The organism is Labrenzia sp. THAF191a (genome assembly GCF_009363335.1).
Classification (GTDB): Bacteria; Pseudomonadota; Alphaproteobacteria; order Rhizobiales; family Stappiaceae; genus Roseibium; species Roseibium algicola.
Window position 1 is genome coordinate 1,477,168 of the sequence record NZ_CP045333.1, and the last position, 19,669, is coordinate 1,496,836.

The window sequence follows — 19,669 nt, forward strand, 5'->3', positions numbered from 1 at the left end:
CTAGTCGTTGAGGTCATAAACGAGCCTGTATGTTGCGGGATGAATGGTGATCTCGCCGTTGTCGCGCAGCGCGCGTAGGTGAGTCCCCGTCATCTCGACGGGCTCGCCCTCCGGGTTGACGAGAATGAATGAGTACACGTCGGGCTTCAGATCGAGCAGGCCCCAGATGTCAGCTTCGATCTGAAGCGCGTCGCGCTCCAGACAGTGTTCCTTCGGATAGTAGTGGCACAACACCTCGCCGCTTGCCGAGCGGCGCTCCCACGGAAATCTCGCACCATTGGCGCGGCCGATCCAGCTTCCATCCGAATTGAAAAAGCGGTCGTTGCCGTCGGCCTTGTAACCGTGGGCGAGCGCGAAACGCGCCATGACGCTGGGACGTGGAGGCTTGGGGGCAACACGGGGCTTGGTGGCGATTTCAGCGTCAATCAAGTCATGATCCAGCTCTTTGGGCTGCGGCTCGGGTTCGGGCGGTGCGGTGGATTCATCGTCCTCCGACAGATGGACATCGTCCTTCGCGATCGACGCAGCATCCTCATCAGCGCCCGCGGAAGGCTCCCCTACTACACCGTCCTCAATCGGTGCGGCTTCGGGCGGGAGCTCGACAGCCGACGCAACGGTTTCTTGCTCAGGGCCAAGCGTGAAGTTCTCCTCGAGGTAGTCCTTTATGTCCTCAGGCGATCGATCGAACGCATAGGCTAGGGCTGCGCGAATATCGGTAGTCAGGTTCCTTCCGATCTCCTCGGGCACGCGCTTGGCGAGCTTCGCCTTCGGTAGAGGGCCAACGAACAGTTGACGGTCCAGCCAAAGGACGTCGGTAAGCCGCGCGGTGCCAGCGGGCATACCATCGAGGTAGGGAATGACCTCCAGTTTGGGCGCCTGGACCCAGCTTGTCTCCGCAATCGCTTCCGCTAGTGCTCTCACACGCTCGGTGTCGGCGGAATCGGCAAACTCGATCCGCCCGAGCTGAACTCCGAACGCTGTCAACCAGGCGCGCCGGTCTTCAAGACCCGTAAGCGACGAAGGCTGGTTGAAGCGCTCTTCGACGAGGTCCGATAGCGCAGCCATTGACGCAAACGGGACAGCCTGAACCGTGTCGGCCGAGAGCTGACGGAGATCCGCAGTCCTGCGTTTTACCCAATTGTGAAGGTGCCCGTAAGTGAACAGGCTTTGCATGCTGAGCATATACGCGAGCGTGTCCACCGGAACCCATTCGCCCAGCAGGTTCACCCAATGGCCGCACTCTTCCCAGATTCGCGTCGGGTAGCGTCCCAGCAGGGTGCGAACGCGACGCGCATCGTCGGGCGACAGCACCTTTTCTGATTCCAGAGTGCCCAGCCATTGTAGCGCCAGGTCCGCTGACGGACGATCAGCGACACCGATGCGCCGCCATAAGCTGAGATCGACCACCGAGACCCGGACTGTCGCAGCGCCAGGAACATCCTCTTCATCCCCGGCTAGGAACACTCCTCCCGACGTGACCCACGTGCCGTCGTGGGCAAGTATGAGTTTCTCGGTCCTGAAGGCATCCCTGATGCTCTGCGCGTCCGTGGTCGAGCTTCCGTCAAACATCTGATCGAGACGGCGATACCATTTCTCGACTTCGTGGCTAGGAGCCCTGTCCGACTTTGCCAATGCGCGCAGCCGGTCGAGCAAGCGCTCCGGGCCGCTCGGTGTATTCCGGACGCCGAGCAAGTCCAGCAGCGGGCGGGTCGTTTCCCGGTCGAGCAGCCCCTGCACAAAAGGCTCGACATCGATCAGTGCTTCCGTCTCCGGGGTGCGCCGCAGAAGATCGCCGGGTTTATGCAGGAAACCGCGCACATCGCGAAGGCACGGCAGCTCCCGAAGCCGCGATGCCCACGTCGGAAGTAGCCCGCGGCGCAATACGGTTCGTCGATGGCCGTTGGAAGCTTCCTCAACGATTGTCGCAGATGCCTTCTGTGACCAGAAATCGCTCTTCTCCGCAATCAGTCTCTCCGCGACGGCAGCCCATATGCCGTCGTCCGTCTTTGCTGCGCGCTGCCAATGCGTCCAAAGCTCAGCTGGAAAGTCCCAATCGTTAATATAGAACCACGGGTCCTTGTACCGATACTCAACCCGTCCCGAGAATGCTCGCTTCTTGAGCTCGACATTCAGCGAAGACTCGCGTCCCGAGAACGTCCGCGTCTCTGCAAGGGGTGGGAATGTCCGCAGCCCCGATCTGCCCGACGAGATCCATTGGAGCCACTCGTCGCGGGTACAGGACTTGAAGCTCGCAACATAATCGGGATGTAGAAGCCGAGTTTTCTGGATTGCCTCTGGCAACAGCTGTTCCAGCGTGCCGTGCTCATCGAACAGCACGGCCTTTTCGATAGCGCGAAGCTTCAGGTCAGCACAGGCATACCGAAAGGATCCGCCGATGGTGACCCCCAGCTTAGCTGCGATTTGGGCAAGCTGGACGCACTCGACCAGCTTTGGCTGATCAGAACTGAAGTAATCGACGGCGACGCGTTCGATCACGGCATTGACGTCGCTGGTCCCGTCAAGGCCGATCTCCTCTAGCACCGCGAAGGCTGCCTCGACAGCGTCGCCTCGCCCAGTGTCCTTGGCACTCCTGCCGCGACGCTGTTCAGCGAGGAAGCGCGTCCAGTTCTGGTTGAGTACTATCAGATGGTCGGCCAGGAACTCCCAGTCCTCGTCCGACTGTAGCAACTTCTTCTCGCCGAGTCGTACGACCTCCGAGGCTGAGTAGAGCACTTCCTTGCCTTGGACCGGAACGACGCGTAGTTGATCGGCGTTGCGGCATTGCCAGCCAGTCACCTCGGGCGCGATATACGACCACAAATTCAGCAGGTGTCGCCACGTGGACGGTCGGGGGAGATGCTTGTTACGCAGTTGCTCAAGCAGATCGGCTTTCGAAAATTCCTCGACTAGGTTCCAATGAACCAGCTTGGTTCGGTCTCTCGACGACACATGCTGGCAGAGCGCCGGTCGCGACTGTTTATCGAGCAAGGCCATCGCCTGGTCGGCGGGCCAGATATCAAATATCGGCTGTGGGACAGCGATCGCCCCGTTGGCTGCGGCGACATGGCCTTCTTCGGTGAGCAGGACCGGCCGATCTCCGATCGCTTCATCAAACGCCAGCTCGACAATGGCAGCACAAGTCCCTTCTAGCGTGCTCGCCTCTCGGTCGACGTCTGGGAGAAACCCGTAGGCATCCGCCCTCTCTCGCGGACTGGCTTTGGCTTGTTCGAGCCAATCTGCCATCGCATTGGCGGCGAGCTCGCCGGTGCGCTTCAGCAGCCAGCGATTGGTCGGCGACGTCTCTGGATCTTTGATCTTAAGTCGCGCAGGATCCTGGATGAAGGGAGCGTTGCAGGCGAAGGGAAGCGGGGTCTCAACACCGGTCGGCAGGACAACATAGAGTCGTCCTTTCGCTCCCAGGACGATCTCCACCCGGCAGGGTGGAAAGTCGCCGCCGTCCTCGGCGCCAATCATACGCTCCTTACGGATCTCGTCGAGCGCATCGACCGGAAACTCCTCTTCGGCCGAGCGCACCAGCAGGAAGGGATCATCCGCTTTATCGTCAAGGGCCATCCATTCGCTGTTGGCGATGGGACCCGGGCCGAGGCTTTGCCAATGCACTGCCTCATCGCCGATTTGAAGGCGGCGAATTGTCTTGAAGAAGAGCAGCGACACCGGGCTTTTCAGCCATTCGTCGAGGTTCTTTTCGACCTCACGGCGCAGCAAGGGGTTGGAGATCGCCACCTCGACACGCGTCGTTCCCGACGTGGTGCTCGCGCCGTCGATCCAGCGCGGTTCGGTGAACCGGGTGCGTTCGAAGGCGATAGCGAGAGTCGGCGTGAAAAGCTCGACCCGATCACCCAGGCTGAATGTGCTCTTGAAGCCGATTCCCCGAAAACCGATCGTATGGAGGGCGCGCTTGTTCGAGTAGCCGAAGCGGCAGATCGACGCGAAATGAGCTTCGATGAAATCCTCGCCATCATGCTCGAACACGAAGCGATCATTCTCGATCGATACCCGCGCTTCCTTGGCGCCAGCATCGTCGGCGTTCTGAAGCAGCTCCGAGAGAATGTGTCGCGGGCTTTGCACCTGTTTGAAGAGCTGGTGCCAAGGACCTGCGAGCTCCGGGTCCGCTTCGAGCTGGTCCCAACGTCTCGACGCGCTTTCCCGTATCCGATGGAAATAGCCGGGGGGAGCGGCGGCGCTGGCCGCTATTTGACGCCCCGCGCTCATAGCGGCCACTCAAGTGTAGAGGGAGTGGCTACCAGTTCTGGTCCGCGCGGTGGGGAGCTTTTGCGCCAGCCACCCTTGACCGTTTGGATCGCGGAAATCGCCAAGCGTTGCGCGGCAGCCAGCTCGCACAGTTCGGACACGTGCCAAAATACCGCCCAGTGCCCTTGATTATCCGACGAATATTGCCCCGTAGTCGGGGGGCGATGCAACATGCCATTCGAATGCTTGCCGTTTCCGCTTTCCTCACAACCGACATACCATCCCACCCAGGACACGATAAAACTGTCCTTCGCCGGTACGTCCTCATGCGACGGATATATGAGGACAGGAACACGCTGATCGGCGCGCAGTTCGTCGACTTTGCGGAACAGCTCCCACTTGCGCGAGCCAAATGCAACGAAGCCGGTATTGCCGGAGATTTCGGCTCCCGATTGAAGGTGCTCCAGCGGAACAGGGGCGAGGATGGAGAAGTCCTGGATATCAATCACGACAACCCCCTAAGCTGGCTCTTGCGCCCGCTCCAGCAGGCGACGAAGGTCGAATTGAATTGCTGTTTCAAGGAACGAGGGCTCCCGCTCGACGAGCGGGCCACGCACGTAGCGCGGTTCATGGGCGAAGCCGTCGGCGACCGCTACGATCGCCAGAATGAATTTCTCCGGCTCGTGCAAGGACGTGATGACTTCCTGGCGCGTGATCATCACGGAATTTGCACCATCGATGCGACCTTTGACTTCTATGAACCGAAGATGCCCCGATTTCGGATCATGTGAAGCAATGTCGTAGCCAACCTTCTGGCCGGAGACATCGACAGGAGCGTGTCCCAGAGCGCGTTCCGCCGCCATCACCGCTTGCATCGCGGCAATCTCGATTTTCTTGCGGGCGGCGGGATCTTCCGCGAAATGGTCTGGAACTCGGGGGGCATCCCGCGCAGCCAGAAGGCCATGCGGAATGACCACCATGCCACCGCGCACACGTGGCGGTTGGGATGAAATAAACCGCTCCTGCTCAAGCTGGTCCATTCGGCGCTTCTGCCGCTCCGCGAGGTCCTCGGCACGACGCTGCGCGTTCTGCCAGTTTAGCCGGGTTCGCTTACCGGCCTTTTCTTCTTCTTTCAGTTCGAAGGCACGCGAGTCCCAGTAATTGATCTCTTTTTTCAGTCGGGCCCGGACTTCCTGCTCGACCTTCTCGACTTCAGGCAACCGGCGGGCCTTGACCTCTGAGACATGTTCCTGGGCCAGTTCCACCGTGGCAAACCTGATCGCAGACTTCTCCAGTTCGCTGGTCAGCCATTGCTCGTCGAGCAGGTCACGCACAGCGTCGATCTCTTCTGTCTTTGCCGGTCGCAGGTTGAGATGAGGCGCGATTCCGGCGTTGACAGTCGTGCCGGCTCGGTCGATTGCGGCGAACTGGAGGCGCTGCGAGATTACATGCGGCTTCCCTGCGCTTGTGGTTCGGCCGTCCTGTACTGTGTGCTCCAGAAGGAAGATTGCCGAAATCGCGTCGCCCGGATCGGTCTCATCGACCATGATTGCACCTTGGCGCATGATCTGCTCATATTGCTCGCGGATCAGGCTGATTACGGCCTCCAGAAGCGGGTGACCGGGGCAGATAAAGGAAGCGACTGGCTGCTGGTTGATGTGGGCCTTGTCGAAACAAATCCGCTCATATTGTTTCTGAACAGGCGCTCCGGTGCCAATCTGCCGATCGCGCTCGCGGATGCGTACCGGAACGTGCGTGATCTCCCAGCGCCCATCTTCGCGACGCTTGAGACGGCCACCGAGATGCTGGAATGCCTCAATGAAGAAACTCTGGATGTGATGAGGCTGGAGCCGCTGTGCTTCGGCACGCTCCATTTCGAGTCGCAGCTCATCGACCTTGGCCGCGGGCATAGTGTCGTTGGTCAGCGCCCGCCGCCGAAGTAACTCCAGCAGATGGGATTGATCGACTGCTCCATCTACCTGGCGGAAGAGATATGCTTTCACATCCTCCTGCTCGCTGTACTGCACTGCCTGGAGGAGCAGCTCCTTGAGCGACGTACCTTCAAAAAGCTCACCCAGCACATCGTAGACGCGACCGCCCAATGCCTCCCGTGCCGTCTCCAGCTTTTCTAGGAGCCGCGCATAGACTTCACCTTCGCGCGTGTCAGCCGCCACGAGATTCCACAAGTGACATACCTCGGACTGCCCGATTCTATGGATGCGACCGAACCTCTGCTCGATCTTGTTGGGATTCCATGGAAGGTCGTAGTTGACCATCAGATGCCCGCGCTGAAGGTTCACACCCTCGCCGGCTGCGTCGTTTGCGATAAGGACAAGCAAGTCCTTGTCCTGCATGAATCGCTCGATAACTTTTCGACGTTCCTCGCGCGATACCCCGCCATGAATCACGTCGACTGCCTCGGGATTGCCAAGGCGCGCACGTACCTTGTCGAGAAGATAGTGAAGCGTGTCTTTGGGCTCTGTGAAGATGATCAACTTACGGCGATTCCCCGCCGCGTCAGTCATGAGATCATCGTCGAGAATACGATTGAGTTCGGTCCACTTCGTGTCCACGCCGGAACGCAGGACGCCCATGGCTTTGGACTCGAGGTCTTTCAGCGTCTCGACTTCCAACGCAAGCTGTTCGATCGTCTCAGCCGTCGTCGCGCCAGTTGAAATCAGATCCTCAAGTTCGTCGATCTCCTCCTGGCCGTATTCCTCGATGTTGCCCAGCATATCAGCGTTGAGCGCCGGCTCAGCGACTCCGGCACGGCGCCCTTTGGCCGCCAGCCGCGCTTCGCCCAACTCTGTCTCCAAACGCTCGCGACGGCGTTTCAGCGACTGGTAGATTGCTGCCGGAGATGAAGCGAGGCGCCGTTGCAGGATCTGTAATGCGAAACCAACATTGTTGCGCTTCTTGTTATCCCCTTCGGCGAACCGCTGCACACGGTTCATTTCGGTACGCACATATTCGGTGACGGCAGTATAAAGGGCGGCCTCGCCTTCGGAGAGCTCGTACTTGACTGTGCGGGCACGGCGCGGCGGGAAAAGCGGCCGGCCGTCGAACTTGAGCAATTCCTCCTTCGTCAGCCTCCGCATCATGTCTTCGGTGTCAGCGTAATGTACGCCGTCCCGGAATCGGCCTTCGAAACGATCGCCGTCGAGCAGTGCCATGAAGAGTTGGAAGTCCTCCTCCTTACCATTGTGTGGGGTCGCCGACATGAGCAGGAGATGGCGACAGACTTGCCCAAGCTTCTGCCCGACTTGATAGCGGCGTGTATATTTCACCTCGCCGCCAAAATACGTCGCTGACATACGATGTGCTTCGTCACAGACGATCAGGTCCCATTCGCGGGCGCTCATGAGCTTCTCCTGAAGCTCCTCGTTGCGCGCCAACACATCGAGCCTGACAATTAACCGGTCTCGATCGCTGAACGGGTTGCCCGACCGCGAGGTTTCGATCATGTCACGTGTGAGGATGTCGAATTCCAGATCAAATTTTTGCCCGAGTTCGTCTTGCCACTGCTCAACAAGACTGCCAGGCGCGACGATCAGGCATCGTTCGAGATCACTTCGTGCGATCAACTCCTTGAGGAGCAGGCCGGCCATGATCGTCTTACCGGCACCAGGGTCGTCTGCGAGGAGGAAACGCAACGGCTGGCGCGGCAGCATCTCGCCGTATACTGCTGAGATCTGGTGCGGCAACGGATCGACCAGGCTCGTGTGAATGGCGAGGTAGGGGTCGAAATAGTGTGCCAGCTTGATGCGGTTGGCCTCGGTCACGAGACGCAAAAGCGCGCCATCGGCATCGAACGACCAGGCTCGACCGCTCTGCTCCACCTCAAGGCGATGCTCATCGTCGCGATAGAGGACCGACTCCGCCACCGTTCCGTTATGGTCGCGGTAGACGACGTTAATCGCCTGGTCGCCAATCCAGTCGACCGAAACGACATGCGCCGGCCTCGCCGAGGCAATACCGCAGATCGACGCGCCGTTCTTTACATCCTCGAGTTTTGCACCCATCAGTCGACGCTTCCCCCCGAAATCTTCATAGCTGAAGCTCCGCCTTTTCCAGCGCCGCCTCAGTCTCCTTGCGGTTTAATGCAACGATATGCTGCGTACGAGGGCTTTGCTTTGCCGCATCCACAAGCAAGCCAAGTCGCTTGAGAACATAGAACAGCATTGCATAGCGAACCGAAAGAACGCCGCTCCCGTGGTCGAACCCGTAGTCTTTGGCGACAACCTTTTTCTGGCTCTCCGTGAGATCGGGATGCGGACCGATGACCACGTCGAAAAAGTTGTTCCAGAGCCAGTCCTGCTCGCCAGTTGCCCCGGGGTCGCCTTTGCCGCCGACTTCAAGCGTCCGTGGCAACAGGAAGTCCTTGAACTTGTGCTCAAGGTGACAATAGGCGCGAACATGCCAACGGAACCCGTCATAGCCAAACGCATGCGGCGTGATCCTTCTCCAAATCGGATCCGGGCGAACTTTGTTCATAGACTGATAGAAGACATCCACCGAGACGCCTTCGCGCACGGCATCGAGAATCTTGCGCAGAACCTCGATGTCGACATCCCGCTTGGGCGTTAGCGCAACATCGGTCTTGGGGAGTTCCGCAATCCAGGAATCACTTGATGGGACGGAGCCTTCGGCAACTGAACGAAGCTGGGCGAGATAGACATAAGGGTCGGGATCCAGGAAGCGCAGGACAAACTTCTTGGCAGCAACATAGCGCTTGCCGCGCTTGTCATACTCCATGTTTCCGGGCGCCCTCTCCTGATAAAGCGCCAGATCTTTCGAAGCCTGCGGAACCGACACGCCAAAAAACTCAACGATGTCGGCGCGGTTGATCGAGCCCTCCCAGAACAGGCGAAACTCAATAAATTCAAGCCTTTGCTCAACACCCCAGCGCACTCACGGCTCCCTGACTGCGAGAAACTATACGATTGGCCACCTTGGTCAGACTATAAACTATATGGACAAGACGGAAAGTCCGTGTAATTATTATTCCCATTATAGCCGTTCGTCAACGGCAGAACATCGCTAATTGCCGAAGGAGAGGGTGATGCCGAAGCGCAGTGCAAACCGTGAGGTAACCAGCAAGAAGGCGGCGAGCGCAGCCGCGAAGGTCTTACGGAACCCGAATAGCAGCAAGGCAGCCAAGAGCGCGGCTGCGTCGGCGCTGACCCAGCGTCCGAACAAGAAGTAACCCGGAAAGGGGGCAGCGATGACGGCCGCGAAGCGATCCACCCTTGTCGTGTATGGTCGCCTGGCAATGCGGGAGGCCCGCCTCGCGGCGGCTCGTGGCGGTCAACATGGCCTCCAGATCATGTCATTCGAACAAGCCGCGGTGCGGCTCGCGGGCGGCTTCACCCGCGCGATCGACGAAGAAAGCCTGCGCGCGGCGATCCAGACGGTCCTCCCTGAAACACCGATGGGCGAACTGGAAGATATCAAGATGCTGCCGGGCATGATCGGCGCGGCCGCCGACACACTGCACAAGGCGTGGCGGGCAGGTATCGATCTTGCCTCCCGGTCAGCTGATCATCCAAGGCTTGAAGCCATCGCTCGCCTGGAGGCCGCTGTTCTCACCGAACTTCCGGGCGGAATGATGTGTTCGGTCGATATTGTCGCCACAGCCATCAGCCGGATCACCCATGCGCCCGCCATATTCGGCTCGATGGAAATCGTCGGACTGACCGAACTGTCTCCCTGCTGGCGGCCTCTGCTGAAGGCGCTCGCCGAGCACATCCCCATGCAATGGACGTCAGGTCCTCGCCCTGTCCCAGCCTGGCTCAAGGAAAGCGGAGTTGCTGTCTCTCGAGGCGATGCTGAGGCGCCGACCATTCGATCCGTCAGTGCCGCGACCGCTTACCATGAGGCAGTCGAGACACTGCGTTGGGTTCGGTCACTGCTCGCGTCGGGCGTATCGCCCGCCGACATTGCCATCGCCACCGCGTCGCCGGCCGACTACGACGATCATTTTCTCGCGCTGCGAGCCGATGCCAATATTGATCTGCATTTCGTTCATGGCGTCCCTGCCGTCACGACACGTGACGGACAAGCGGCAGCGGCACTCGCCGACATCGTCGTGCGCGGACTTTCGCAGTCGCGCTTGCGCCGTCTCGCCGCCCTGTGCCGCGATTCTGCACCTCTGGCTTCCCTTCCCGATGGCTGGATGCGCGTCCTTCCAAGCGATGCACCCTTGTCAACGCCGTCCGCCTGGAACCAACTGCTGGCGCGCCTCGCGCCAGACGACTGGCCTGACGGCATGGATCACGCCCCGGTGTTGCGTGCTGCGGTCGATCTGCTGGCAAAGGGACCGGACGCGGTACAGGAGATCGGCGAAGCCTTCCTCAAGGGCCGGGCATTGTCCATCTGGCGCAAAGCCCTTCTGGCAGGGCCCGCCGGCGCGATCGACAGCACGCTGGAATCATTGAAACAGGATGACGGGCTCGAGGCCTCCGTCTCCGTGGCCTGGATGCCGGCCAGCGCCCTCGCCGCGTCGCCGCGACGCTTCGCTCGGCTGATCGGTCTCAATTCCTCCCGCTGGCCACGCGGGATCGCCGAAGATCGGCTGATCCCGGACCACATCATTCCAACGGGCGAGCTCGACCCGCTTCCCGTCAATCTGGCAGATCGCCGTGACTTTGATACGATCCTCGCCACTACGGGCAGCGACGTCGTCCTCACCCGCGCCCGACGCGACAGCGACGGCCGGCTGCTGGGTCGCAGCCCTCTCCTCGCCACCTATGACGAGGAAGCCTATCTGCGGCGCAACGCCGTTCCCGCCCATGCCTTCAGTGAAACCGACCGGCTGATGGCGCGGCCACAGGAATTCGCCGCCGATCCCCAGGCATTGAGTGCGCGTTCCTGCTGGCGCGATTGGCGCATGGCCGATGTGACAGCTCATGATGGAATGGTCAGGTCTGATCATCCTTTGGTTCTCGCGATCCTCGCGCGGACCCAGTCGGCGAGCTCGCTCAAGACACTGCTGCGCAGCCCCATCAACTTCCTCTGGCGCTATGCTCTCGGTTGGAAATCCCCGCAAGGCAGTGCCGAGCCGCTCGTGCTTGACGCCCTGCAAACCGGCGACCTCATCCATCTGGTGCTCGACGGCGCCCTGCGAAACCTCGAGGCGACAGGCGGTATCGCGTCCGCCGACGTGGCTGCCGTTCGGGCTGCGGTGGACGAAGCTGCTGGTGCGGTGGCGGCCGAATGGGAAAGCGAACGGCCCGTTCCGCCCGCTGTTATCTGGGGCCGCACGCTTGGGGACGCGCGCGCTCTTGCCGGACAGGCGCTTGCCTATGGCAATGATCATTTGCCGGGCAGCCGATCCTTTGGCGAAGTCCCGTTCGGCGGGTCCGAGCCCAAGTCGGAGGCGGCATTGCCCTGGGACGCCAGTGTGCCGGTGATCATCCCCGACACCGGATTTCAGATTGCCGGCTATATCGATCGGCTCGACATCGCTGATGACGGCAGTTGGGCGCTCGTACGCGACTACAAGACCGGTAAGTCGCCCAAAGGCAACATCCGCATGAACGGCGGCCGCGAGCTTCAGCGTTGCCTCTATGCCTTCGCCGTCAAGGCGCTCCTGGGCGACCACATCGCGATCAGTGCCTCGCTGCTCTATCCGCGTGAACCGCTTGACCTCCGGCTTGACGAGCCGGACATCGTCCTGGCGGAGATCAAGGCATATCTGCAGGCGGCGAGAACCGCATTGGCCAGCGGCGCTGCACTGCCCGGGCCGGATACCGGAGGCGACTATGACGATCTCGCTTTTGCCCTGCCGGCAAACGCAGGCGCCACCTACTGCAAACGCAAGCAAGCCGCTGCAATCGAGCGGTTGAGCGAAGTCGCGCCGATCTGGGAGGCGGAATGATGAGCAGCGTGGAAGTCCTCAAGGATGATGGTGCCCGGCGTGACGCTATCAGCCGCCACGACCGGTCCATCCTGGTGGAGGCCGGCGCGGGGTCGGGCAAGACCGCCGTCATGGCCGGCAGGATCGCTGTCATGCTGGCGCAGGGTGTCGCGCCAAGTTCCATCGCCGCGGTTACGTTTACAGAACTGGCGGCCAGCGAGCTCCTCTTGCGCGTCCGCGATTTCGTCGAAGATCTCGCCGCCGGCCATGTCGCACCGGAGCTCCGCGCCGGCCTGCCGGAGGGACTGTCTGCGGCGCAGCGCGACAATCTGATTTCGGCCAGCACGGCGATCGACGAAATCACCTGCTCGACCATCCACGGCTTCTGTCAGCGATTGATCAAGCCCTACCCGGCGGAAGCTGATATCGATCCGGGCGCAGCGGTCATCGATCGCAACCAGGCCGATCTCAACTTCCTCGAAATCGTCGATGGCTGGCTGCGCGAGCGATTGTCTGGCGATCAGGGCGGTGTCCTGGCCGAGATGGTGCTGCATAGCCCGGGAGAGACCGTCGCTCTGATGCATAAGATCGCCGAAGCCCTCCGGCGTTCGAGGAATCTGGTCGCACCGGACGCGATGCTCTTTGCAAGCCACCTGCAAGCCTTCCAGCAGGCGGCCGACGAACTATCGGCCTTTGTGCAAGGTGCCGGCGTCGATGAGCCGGAAACGGAGGTCTTCGCCGCGCGCTTTTCTGAAATGGTGGCTGCCCTTCCATCCGTTGCAGATGGTTCCACGCCCGCCGCACTCGTCGGGCTGCTGGTTGCACGTCCGCATCCCGACCTTACGACCGGGGCAGGCAGTTTTTACGCCTACCGCAAGAAGGGCAAATGGGCGGCGGCGGCCAAGCAGGCCGGGCTTTCCAAGGCAGACGGTGACAGGCTGAACGATACGGCCAGCGGTTTGTACGAGGCGTGCTGTGGCGCGTGGACCGCACTGCTCCAGGCGGTTTCCGGCCAGGTCCTGACGACATTGATAGATGAAGCACGCACAATCCTGGCACGCTATCGCGAGCACAAGCGCGCCAGCGCCCAGCTTGATTTCGACGATCTTATCTACGCCGCGCGCGATCTGTTGCGTGACCATGAAATTGTGCGACAGGCGCTCGGTCAGCGGTATTCAAAGGTCTTGGTCGACGAGTTTCAGGACACCGACCCGCTCCAGGCCGAAATCTTTTGGCGTCTATGCGGTGATCCCGGCGATGACCCGAAGGACTGGACGAACTTCCGGATTAGGCCGGGCGCACTCTTCTTGGTCGGTGACCCCAAGCAGGCAATCTACCGCTTCCGCAGCGCGGATGTCGGTGCTTATGTCCAGGCCCGCACGGCCTTCTCGAATCAGGACGTGGACGGACTCGTTTCGATCTCGACCAATTTCCGTTCCTGTGCCTCGATCCTCACTTTCGTCAACGAACGGTTCGAGGCTGTTCTATCGGCTGATGGCCAGCCCGGCTTCACAGCGCTCGATCCCTTCCACAGCGATCCGGATGATGGCGTCTGCGTCGCGGCGATCGATATCGCGGTTGCTGACGAGAACGGCAAGGCCAGCGCCGAGCAGCGACGCGACGCCGAAGCCGAATCGGTGGCTGAACTTTGCGCGCGGTTGATCGGCAGTCATCCGGTCCGGGATCGCAAAGCCGGTGCACAACGCCCCTGCCAGCCAGGCGACATCGCCCTGCTCGCCCCGACCGGCGCGGAACTCTGGCGTTATGAAGAAGCCCTTGAACGCCGTGGCATCCCGGTCGCAACCCAGGCCGGTAAAGGTCTGTTTCGTCGGCAGGAAGTTCAGGACCTCATCGCGATCACGCGGGTTCTCGCCGATCGTCGTGATACGCTGGCGCTCGGCGCACTGCTGCGCGGCCCGATTGTCGGGCTCAGCGAAGAGGAACTCCTGGACATCGTCTGGGCGCTTCCGCGTTCGGAACAAGAACCCGACCGGATCCCGTGGCTCGACCTCGGTGTCGACCCGGCGACAATAATGCATCCGCTGGCGCGCGATGTGATCGAGCGGCTGCAGGCGCTCCAGAAACGCGCCAACAGCACGACACCGCACGATCTTCTTTCGCAGGCCGTTGATGTCCTTCGGGTACGCCCTGTTCTTCTGGAACGGCATCGCGGTCAGGCAGAACGAGCGCTTGCCAATGTCGATCTCTATCTCAGCCTCGCCGTCAGCTATGCAGTACGCGGCCTGCGGGCCTTTTCCGAGACAATAACGGCGGCATGGATGGATGAGGCCCGTGCCGTGGAAGGCCGGCCTGATGCGCAGGAAGAAGCCGTCGCCCTCTACACGATGCATGCCGCGAAAGGTCTCGAATGGCCGGTCGTCATCCCCATTAACACCATGACAGGTGTGATGGCGCCTGATAGCGCCGTGACCGATCGCCAGACTGATACCTTCTACTGCCCGGTTCTGGGTGTCCCTCCGTCCGGTTACGACGCGGCGCGGCAGGCTGAGAAGGATGAACTGGACCGCGAGCGGGTTCGGCTCTGGTATGTCGCGGCAACCCGCGCCCGGGAGCTCTTGGTCTTGCCGCGGCTCGACGCCACGCCTTCAGCGTCGGCCTGGATCGGCCTGGTGGACCTGTCCCTGACAGAACTCCCTCCCCTTGACGTGTCGCATCTGCCGATCGATCCGATCGTGGTGACAGGCGATGCCGCAAACGACCAGACACGGGAGAGCTTTGACACTGAGGCTGATTTGATTGCTGAAAGGCAGATGCACCTGACCTGGCTTGCGCCGAGCCGCGACGAGACGGCGACCGGTTCGGTGCTTCAGGAAGAAGAGCCGGATATATGGATCGGCTCCGCTGATACTTCGGCACCAGACGCAGAAGCGGCCGCCTCCCTCCAGGGCGGGCGCGCGCGTGGACTTATCCTTCACAAGCTCATGGAAGAAATTCTGACAGGGGAATGCGACGAGGCCGGCGCGGCTCTCATCGCGCGTGCCGCTGACCTCATCCGTGCGCTCGGCGAGGAGCCCGCCTCCGAGCCGGCGAACGGGCTTTCGCCTGAGGAACTGGTCGGTTGCGTTACGCGAACGCTGGCCTTGTCGGAGGTGGCGGCCTTGCGTCCCTCATTGCTCGCTGAATTTCCGGTCTATGCCCTTCAGCAAGAGGATGCCGAGCTGGTTGCGACTGCCGGCATCGCGGACGCGCTTACAATTGATCCGGAAGGTCGGCCAACCGTCGTGATCGACTGGAAGAGCGACGTGAATCCCGCCCAGGAGACACTCGATCACTATCGGGCCCAAGTGCTTGCCTATCTCGACATGACCGGTGCTGAACGGGGCCTGATCGTTCTGATGACGAGCGGAACGGTGATCACCGTCCCGCCTTCGCCCCAGACGATTGCGGCTTAGTCTGGGACGCGACCATGGCCTCCCGCAAACGCCCCGAACCCGCCCAGGACGATCTCTTCAATCCCGAGGTCGAACTGCTGCTGCCGGCTCGGCTTGCGATCGAGGGCAAGGTCCTGGGAAGTCCGATACGCCAGTTGGCGGTTCCGCCGCTGCGCGTGCGCTGCCGGCTGCGACCCTTTTCGATCCGCCGTGCGACGGGTCATGAAACCACGCTGCCGACCGGCGAGGCACTGAAGATTCTCAATGCGAAGACTGCCACCTCGCTGGAGGCGGATCTCATTCTTCTGGTCCCCGGTGCAAGTGAACCTGCGCAGATCGCCAAAGCACTCGATGCCGGCAAAGGCCGGTGGATGACTGCGTTGCCCATCCGCATCGACACGTTGAAGCGCCAAGCGCGGGTCGAACGGCTGGCAGCGGTTTCGGCATCCTGGTCAGGCGCCTTTCATCTCCGGGAGGGACGAGCAGCCGAAAGTGAGCAGCCAGCCCAGCCCGGTCTGCGACGTCCTCAAATCGGCGCGTTGCACGCGGCTTTGGCCCATGCGACGCGATCGAGCGATCCGGCCACCATCGTCATGCCGACGGGCACCGGCAAGACGGAAACCATGCTCGCGCTCAACGCCCACCAGCGCTTCGAGAGACTACTGGTCGTGGTGCCGACGGACGCCCTGCGAGAGCAGATCGCGGGCAAATTCGAGACCTTCGGCGTGCTGAGGCAACAGCAATGCCTGGAAGACAAGGCAGTATTTCCCGTGGTGATGCGCCTTTCGCACATTCCGACGACGGTAGCCGAGGTGGATGAGATCTTCGACAGCGCCAATGTCATCGTCACGACGATGCAGATCGCCGGCCGGGCCGAAGCAGCGGTCCAGGAGCGGATGGCAGCACGTGCCTCTGCGCTGTTTATCGACGAGGCTCATCACATCGGTGCCCCGACCTGGGCCCGCTTTCGGGGTCTCTTCGCCGATCGCGAGCCGCCGCTTCCGATCGTCCAGTTCACCGCCACACCGTTCCGTGAGGACGGCCGGCGCGTCGACGGCGAGTTCATCTACACCTATCCGCTCAAGAAGGCGCAGGCCGAAGGCTATTTCAAACCGATCCGCTTCGAGGCTGTTTTCGGGCTCGATCAGGCGGACGCCGATCTCGCGGTCGCGGAGAAGCTCGGTGAAGTCCTCCAGGGTGATCTGGCCGCCGGCCTCAACCATCTCGCCATGGCGCGCTGTCAGACCATCGACCGTGCCAGAACCCTCCACCAGCTTTACAGCGAGATGTACCCGGAACTTCGTCCGGTCATCGTTCATAGCCAGCAGTCGATCCGTGAACGTCGTGCAAACCTTGCCGCTCTGCGGCGCTTCGAGAGCCGGATCATCGTTTGCGTGGACATGCTTGGCGAAGGTTTCGATCTGCCGGAACTGAAGATCGCCGCCCTGCACGATCCGCACAAGAGCATAGCCGTCACCATCCAGTTTGTCGGCCGCTTCACCCGCCAGGATCCGCGCCTCGGCGACGCCACCGTCATCGCCAACACCGGCATTGACGACATTGATCGTTCACTGGCCAAGCTCTATGCGGAGGATGCCGACTGGAACGCACTGGTTGAGGCACTCAGCACCGCGAAGATCGACCGGCAGGTCCGCCGTTCCGAGATGTTCAAGGGCTTTGTAGGCGACTTGAGCGACATTCCGCTGCAGACGCTTGAACCGAAGATGAACGCCGTCGTCTATCGCACCAATTGCAATGGTTGGGAGCCTTTGCGGGCCGAGGACTTGTATAGTCCCGGCGTCTATCTCGGCATGAAGGTTAACCCACACCAGCGTGTCGCCATCTTCGTCACCCGCTCCGAAGAGCAGGCCGGCTGGACCACGGCCCAGCACGCGACCAATGTCACCTGGGACCTGCACATGATGCATTGGGATCCCGATAGTCAGCTCCTCTATATCAGCAGCTCAATCAAGGGACCGTATGACCGATTGGCCAAGGCGGTCTGCGGTGAGGCCACACGCCGGGTCGAGGGCGAGGAGGTGTTCCGCAGCCTGCACGGGTTCAATCGCCTGATCCTGCGCAATCTTGGCCTGACGCACCATCAGGGACGCGGTGTCCGCTACTCCATGTATATGGGTGTCGATGTCGCCGACGGACTCGACACGGCGAAGTCCCAGTCGCGCATCAAGAACAACGTGTTCGCAACCGGGTTCCTCGACGGCGTTCCCGCCTCTCGTGGCTGTTCAGCCAAAGGCAAGTTCTGGTCGATTTCGCGGGTTCGTGATCTGACTGACTGGGTCGAATGGTGCGCGGATATCGGCAAGGCCGTCAACGATCCAGGGATCACCACCGATGGCGTCTTCAAGAGCGCGATGCGACCTCGCCAGATCAGCGAACGCCCAAATGTGCCGCCGGTCGCGATCCACTGGCCTGAATCGCTGCTGACGCAAATCGAGGACCGGATAGAAATCAGTTTCGGCGCCGAGCCCGTAGCCTTCGCCGAATGCGACATCGAGCTGCTGGATCATGAACGCACGGGTCCGTTGCGCTTCGCTGTGCGCAGCGACACCCATATCGCCGAATTCGAAATCGTGTTTGCCGAAGGTGTCGCCCGCTATCCGCAGCGCTCTGGTCCGAAAACAACCATAAAGGTCAGCGGCAAGGTGAAACCGCTGTCGGAATCCTTCGGCGAGGATTCCCCGCAGATCGACTTTGGAGATGGCTCACTGCTGATCTACAGCCACCTCTATGCCCTGCCTGAAGGCGTCGTGGTCGAACCCTATCCCAACGACCGGATCGAGGCCTGGGATTGGTCGAAAACCAATATCCGCGCCGAGGCGCAGGGACCTGAGAAGCGTGCCGACTCGGTGCAGCGACGCGTCATCGAGACATTGCTCGCAGAGCGTGACGCATATGACCTCATTTTCGACGATGACGGCGCCGGCGAGATCGCGGATGTGGTCACTCTTCGAATAACTGAAGGTCTGGTGCAGGTGACGCTTCACCATTGCAAATATTCCAGTTCCGACACGCCTGGTGCACGGGTGAAAGATCTCTATGAAGTGTGCGGGCAGGCCCAAAAATCCGCCCGCTGGCGTGATCGTCCCAATCGAATGTTCATTCATATGCTGAAGCGGGAGAAGTTGCGCCTCGAGAAGGGCCAGACTTCCCGCTTCGAACATGGAACGGCCGCCTTCCTCAAGAAGCTGAAAGCGAGCTGGCAGGACTATCGCTACGAATTCGATGTGCGCATTGTTCAGCCTGGACTGTCGCGAGCGGCCGTCACAGAGGAAGGGCTGCATCTACTAGCCAGCGTGGAAACCTATCTCCTTGAGACGCGTGCCATGCGGCTGAAGGTAATCGCAAGTAGCTGACCGCTCGAAGAAGATGGAGGGGAAAGCCTTCCCCTGCGACCGAGCCTGTAGTCTTGGCCGACCCCTTCGAGCGGGGGAATCCCCCGCAACGCCCCCTTTGAGAGTGAGAGTGCGGACGGGTTTGCCGTGACGGGATGAGGACCGGAGGAGAAACCTCCAGCGCCCGTCGCGGAGACCCGCGATGTCCAAACAGAACCGTAAATCCGGCGCCCGGAGCAACCGGACCAACCTTTACTCCGAAATCACCGACAAAATCATCGCCGAGCCGGAGGCCAGCCGGGCAGCCGACTGGATCGAGTCCTTCCTTTCGGATGAGACTGGTTCCGCCGACGCCGGCACTGGCGACAAGAGGGCGGCATGATCCTCCTGACTCCCGATCTCCGTGAACGCCTGCTTGCCAACGGCCGTGAGCGCGACGCCGACCACGTGCCGGTCGTCAAATTCTTCAATCCTTTCGGCCAAGGCGTCTGGCTAGCAACCGAGCTCGATCCTGACGGCGACATTCTGTTCGGCCTTGCTGATCTCGGCTATCCGGAACTTGGGCATTTCTCGCTGGGGGACCTGGAATCCATCCGGCTGCCCTTCGGCATGGGGATCGAGCGCGACATCCTGTTTCAGACCGACGTGCCGGTCTCGGTCTGGGCGGAAGCGGCCCGTCAAGCCGGCAGCATCCGCGCGGCCGAGCGCATGCTTTATGCCCGGCATCGAAGCGATGATGTGCGCAACAGGAATTCCGTGGATGCGGAAAACCGGAACGCCTGAATTCTGGCTGCAGTGCTTTACGGGTCTGCGCCGCTCTCAGAGGAAGAGGGCGGCGCGGTTCCTCGTGACGG

Annotated in this window: 10 protein-coding genes; 5 read left to right on the plus strand and 5 right to left on the minus strand. The window is 61.2% G+C overall.

Going from position 1 to position 19,669, the window contains the following annotated elements:
• The 5 genes from FIV05_RS06830 to FIV05_RS31525 all read right to left on the minus strand — a co-directional run bounded on the left by FIV05_RS06830 (window position 1) and on the right by FIV05_RS31525 (window position 9,411).
• On the minus strand, window positions 1–4,233 hold the full coding sequence (locus FIV05_RS06830; RefSeq protein ID WP_152505133.1) for an ATP-binding protein: 4,233 nt from the start codon (window positions 4,231–4,233) through the stop codon (window positions 1–3).
• Window positions 4,230–4,721, minus strand: a complete 492-nt coding sequence (locus FIV05_RS06835) for a hypothetical protein (RefSeq protein ID WP_152505134.1) — start codon at window positions 4,719–4,721, stop codon at window positions 4,230–4,232. The genes FIV05_RS06830 and FIV05_RS06835 overlap by 4 nt, the downstream gene beginning before the upstream one ends.
• A 9-nt stretch (window positions 4,722–4,730) precedes the next feature.
• Window positions 4,731–8,234: a helicase-related protein gene (locus FIV05_RS06840; RefSeq protein WP_152505135.1), complete on the minus strand. Its 3,504-nt coding sequence runs from the start codon at window positions 8,232–8,234 to the stop codon at window positions 4,731–4,733.
• A gap of 25 nt (window positions 8,235–8,259) precedes the next feature.
• Window positions 8,260–9,123, minus strand: coding sequence for a WYL domain-containing protein (locus tag FIV05_RS06845; protein ID WP_152505136.1), 864 nt, complete (start codon window positions 9,121–9,123; stop codon window positions 8,260–8,262).
• Between the two features lie 129 nt (window positions 9,124–9,252).
• Window positions 9,253–9,411 (minus strand): hypothetical protein, encoded by a 159-nt coding sequence (locus FIV05_RS31525; protein WP_173013791.1) that lies wholly within the window; start codon window positions 9,409–9,411, stop codon window positions 9,253–9,255.
• Window positions 9,412–9,436: 25 nt separating this feature from the next.
• On the opposite strand from FIV05_RS31525, the gene FIV05_RS06850 reads away from it, so the two are divergent.
• From FIV05_RS06850 to FIV05_RS06870, 5 genes are all read left to right on the plus strand, one after another.
• The gene (locus FIV05_RS06850) at window positions 9,437–12,091 is read left to right on the plus strand and encodes a PD-(D/E)XK nuclease family protein (RefSeq protein WP_152505137.1); all 2,655 of its coding nucleotides are present in this window, start codon (window positions 9,437–9,439) and stop codon (window positions 12,089–12,091) included.
• The gene (locus FIV05_RS06855; protein WP_152505138.1) at window positions 12,088–15,483 is read left to right on the plus strand and encodes a UvrD-helicase domain-containing protein; all 3,396 of its coding nucleotides are present in this window, start codon (window positions 12,088–12,090) and stop codon (window positions 15,481–15,483) included. Before FIV05_RS06850 ends, FIV05_RS06855 begins: the two co-directional genes overlap by 4 nt.
• A 14-nt stretch (window positions 15,484–15,497) precedes the next feature.
• Window positions 15,498–18,836, plus strand: a complete 3,339-nt coding sequence (locus FIV05_RS06860; RefSeq protein WP_152505139.1) for a DEAD/DEAH box helicase family protein — start codon at window positions 15,498–15,500, stop codon at window positions 18,834–18,836.
• Between the two features lie 181 nt (window positions 18,837–19,017).
• Complete coding sequence (locus tag FIV05_RS06865) at window positions 19,018–19,197, plus strand: hypothetical protein (RefSeq protein ID WP_152505140.1); 180 nt, start codon at window positions 19,018–19,020, stop codon at window positions 19,195–19,197.
• Window positions 19,194–19,598 (plus strand): DUF2958 domain-containing protein, encoded by a 405-nt coding sequence (locus FIV05_RS06870; RefSeq protein ID WP_152505141.1) that lies wholly within the window; start codon window positions 19,194–19,196, stop codon window positions 19,596–19,598. The genes FIV05_RS06865 and FIV05_RS06870 overlap by 4 nt, the downstream gene beginning before the upstream one ends.
• Window positions 19,599–19,669: the final 71 nt, after the last annotated feature.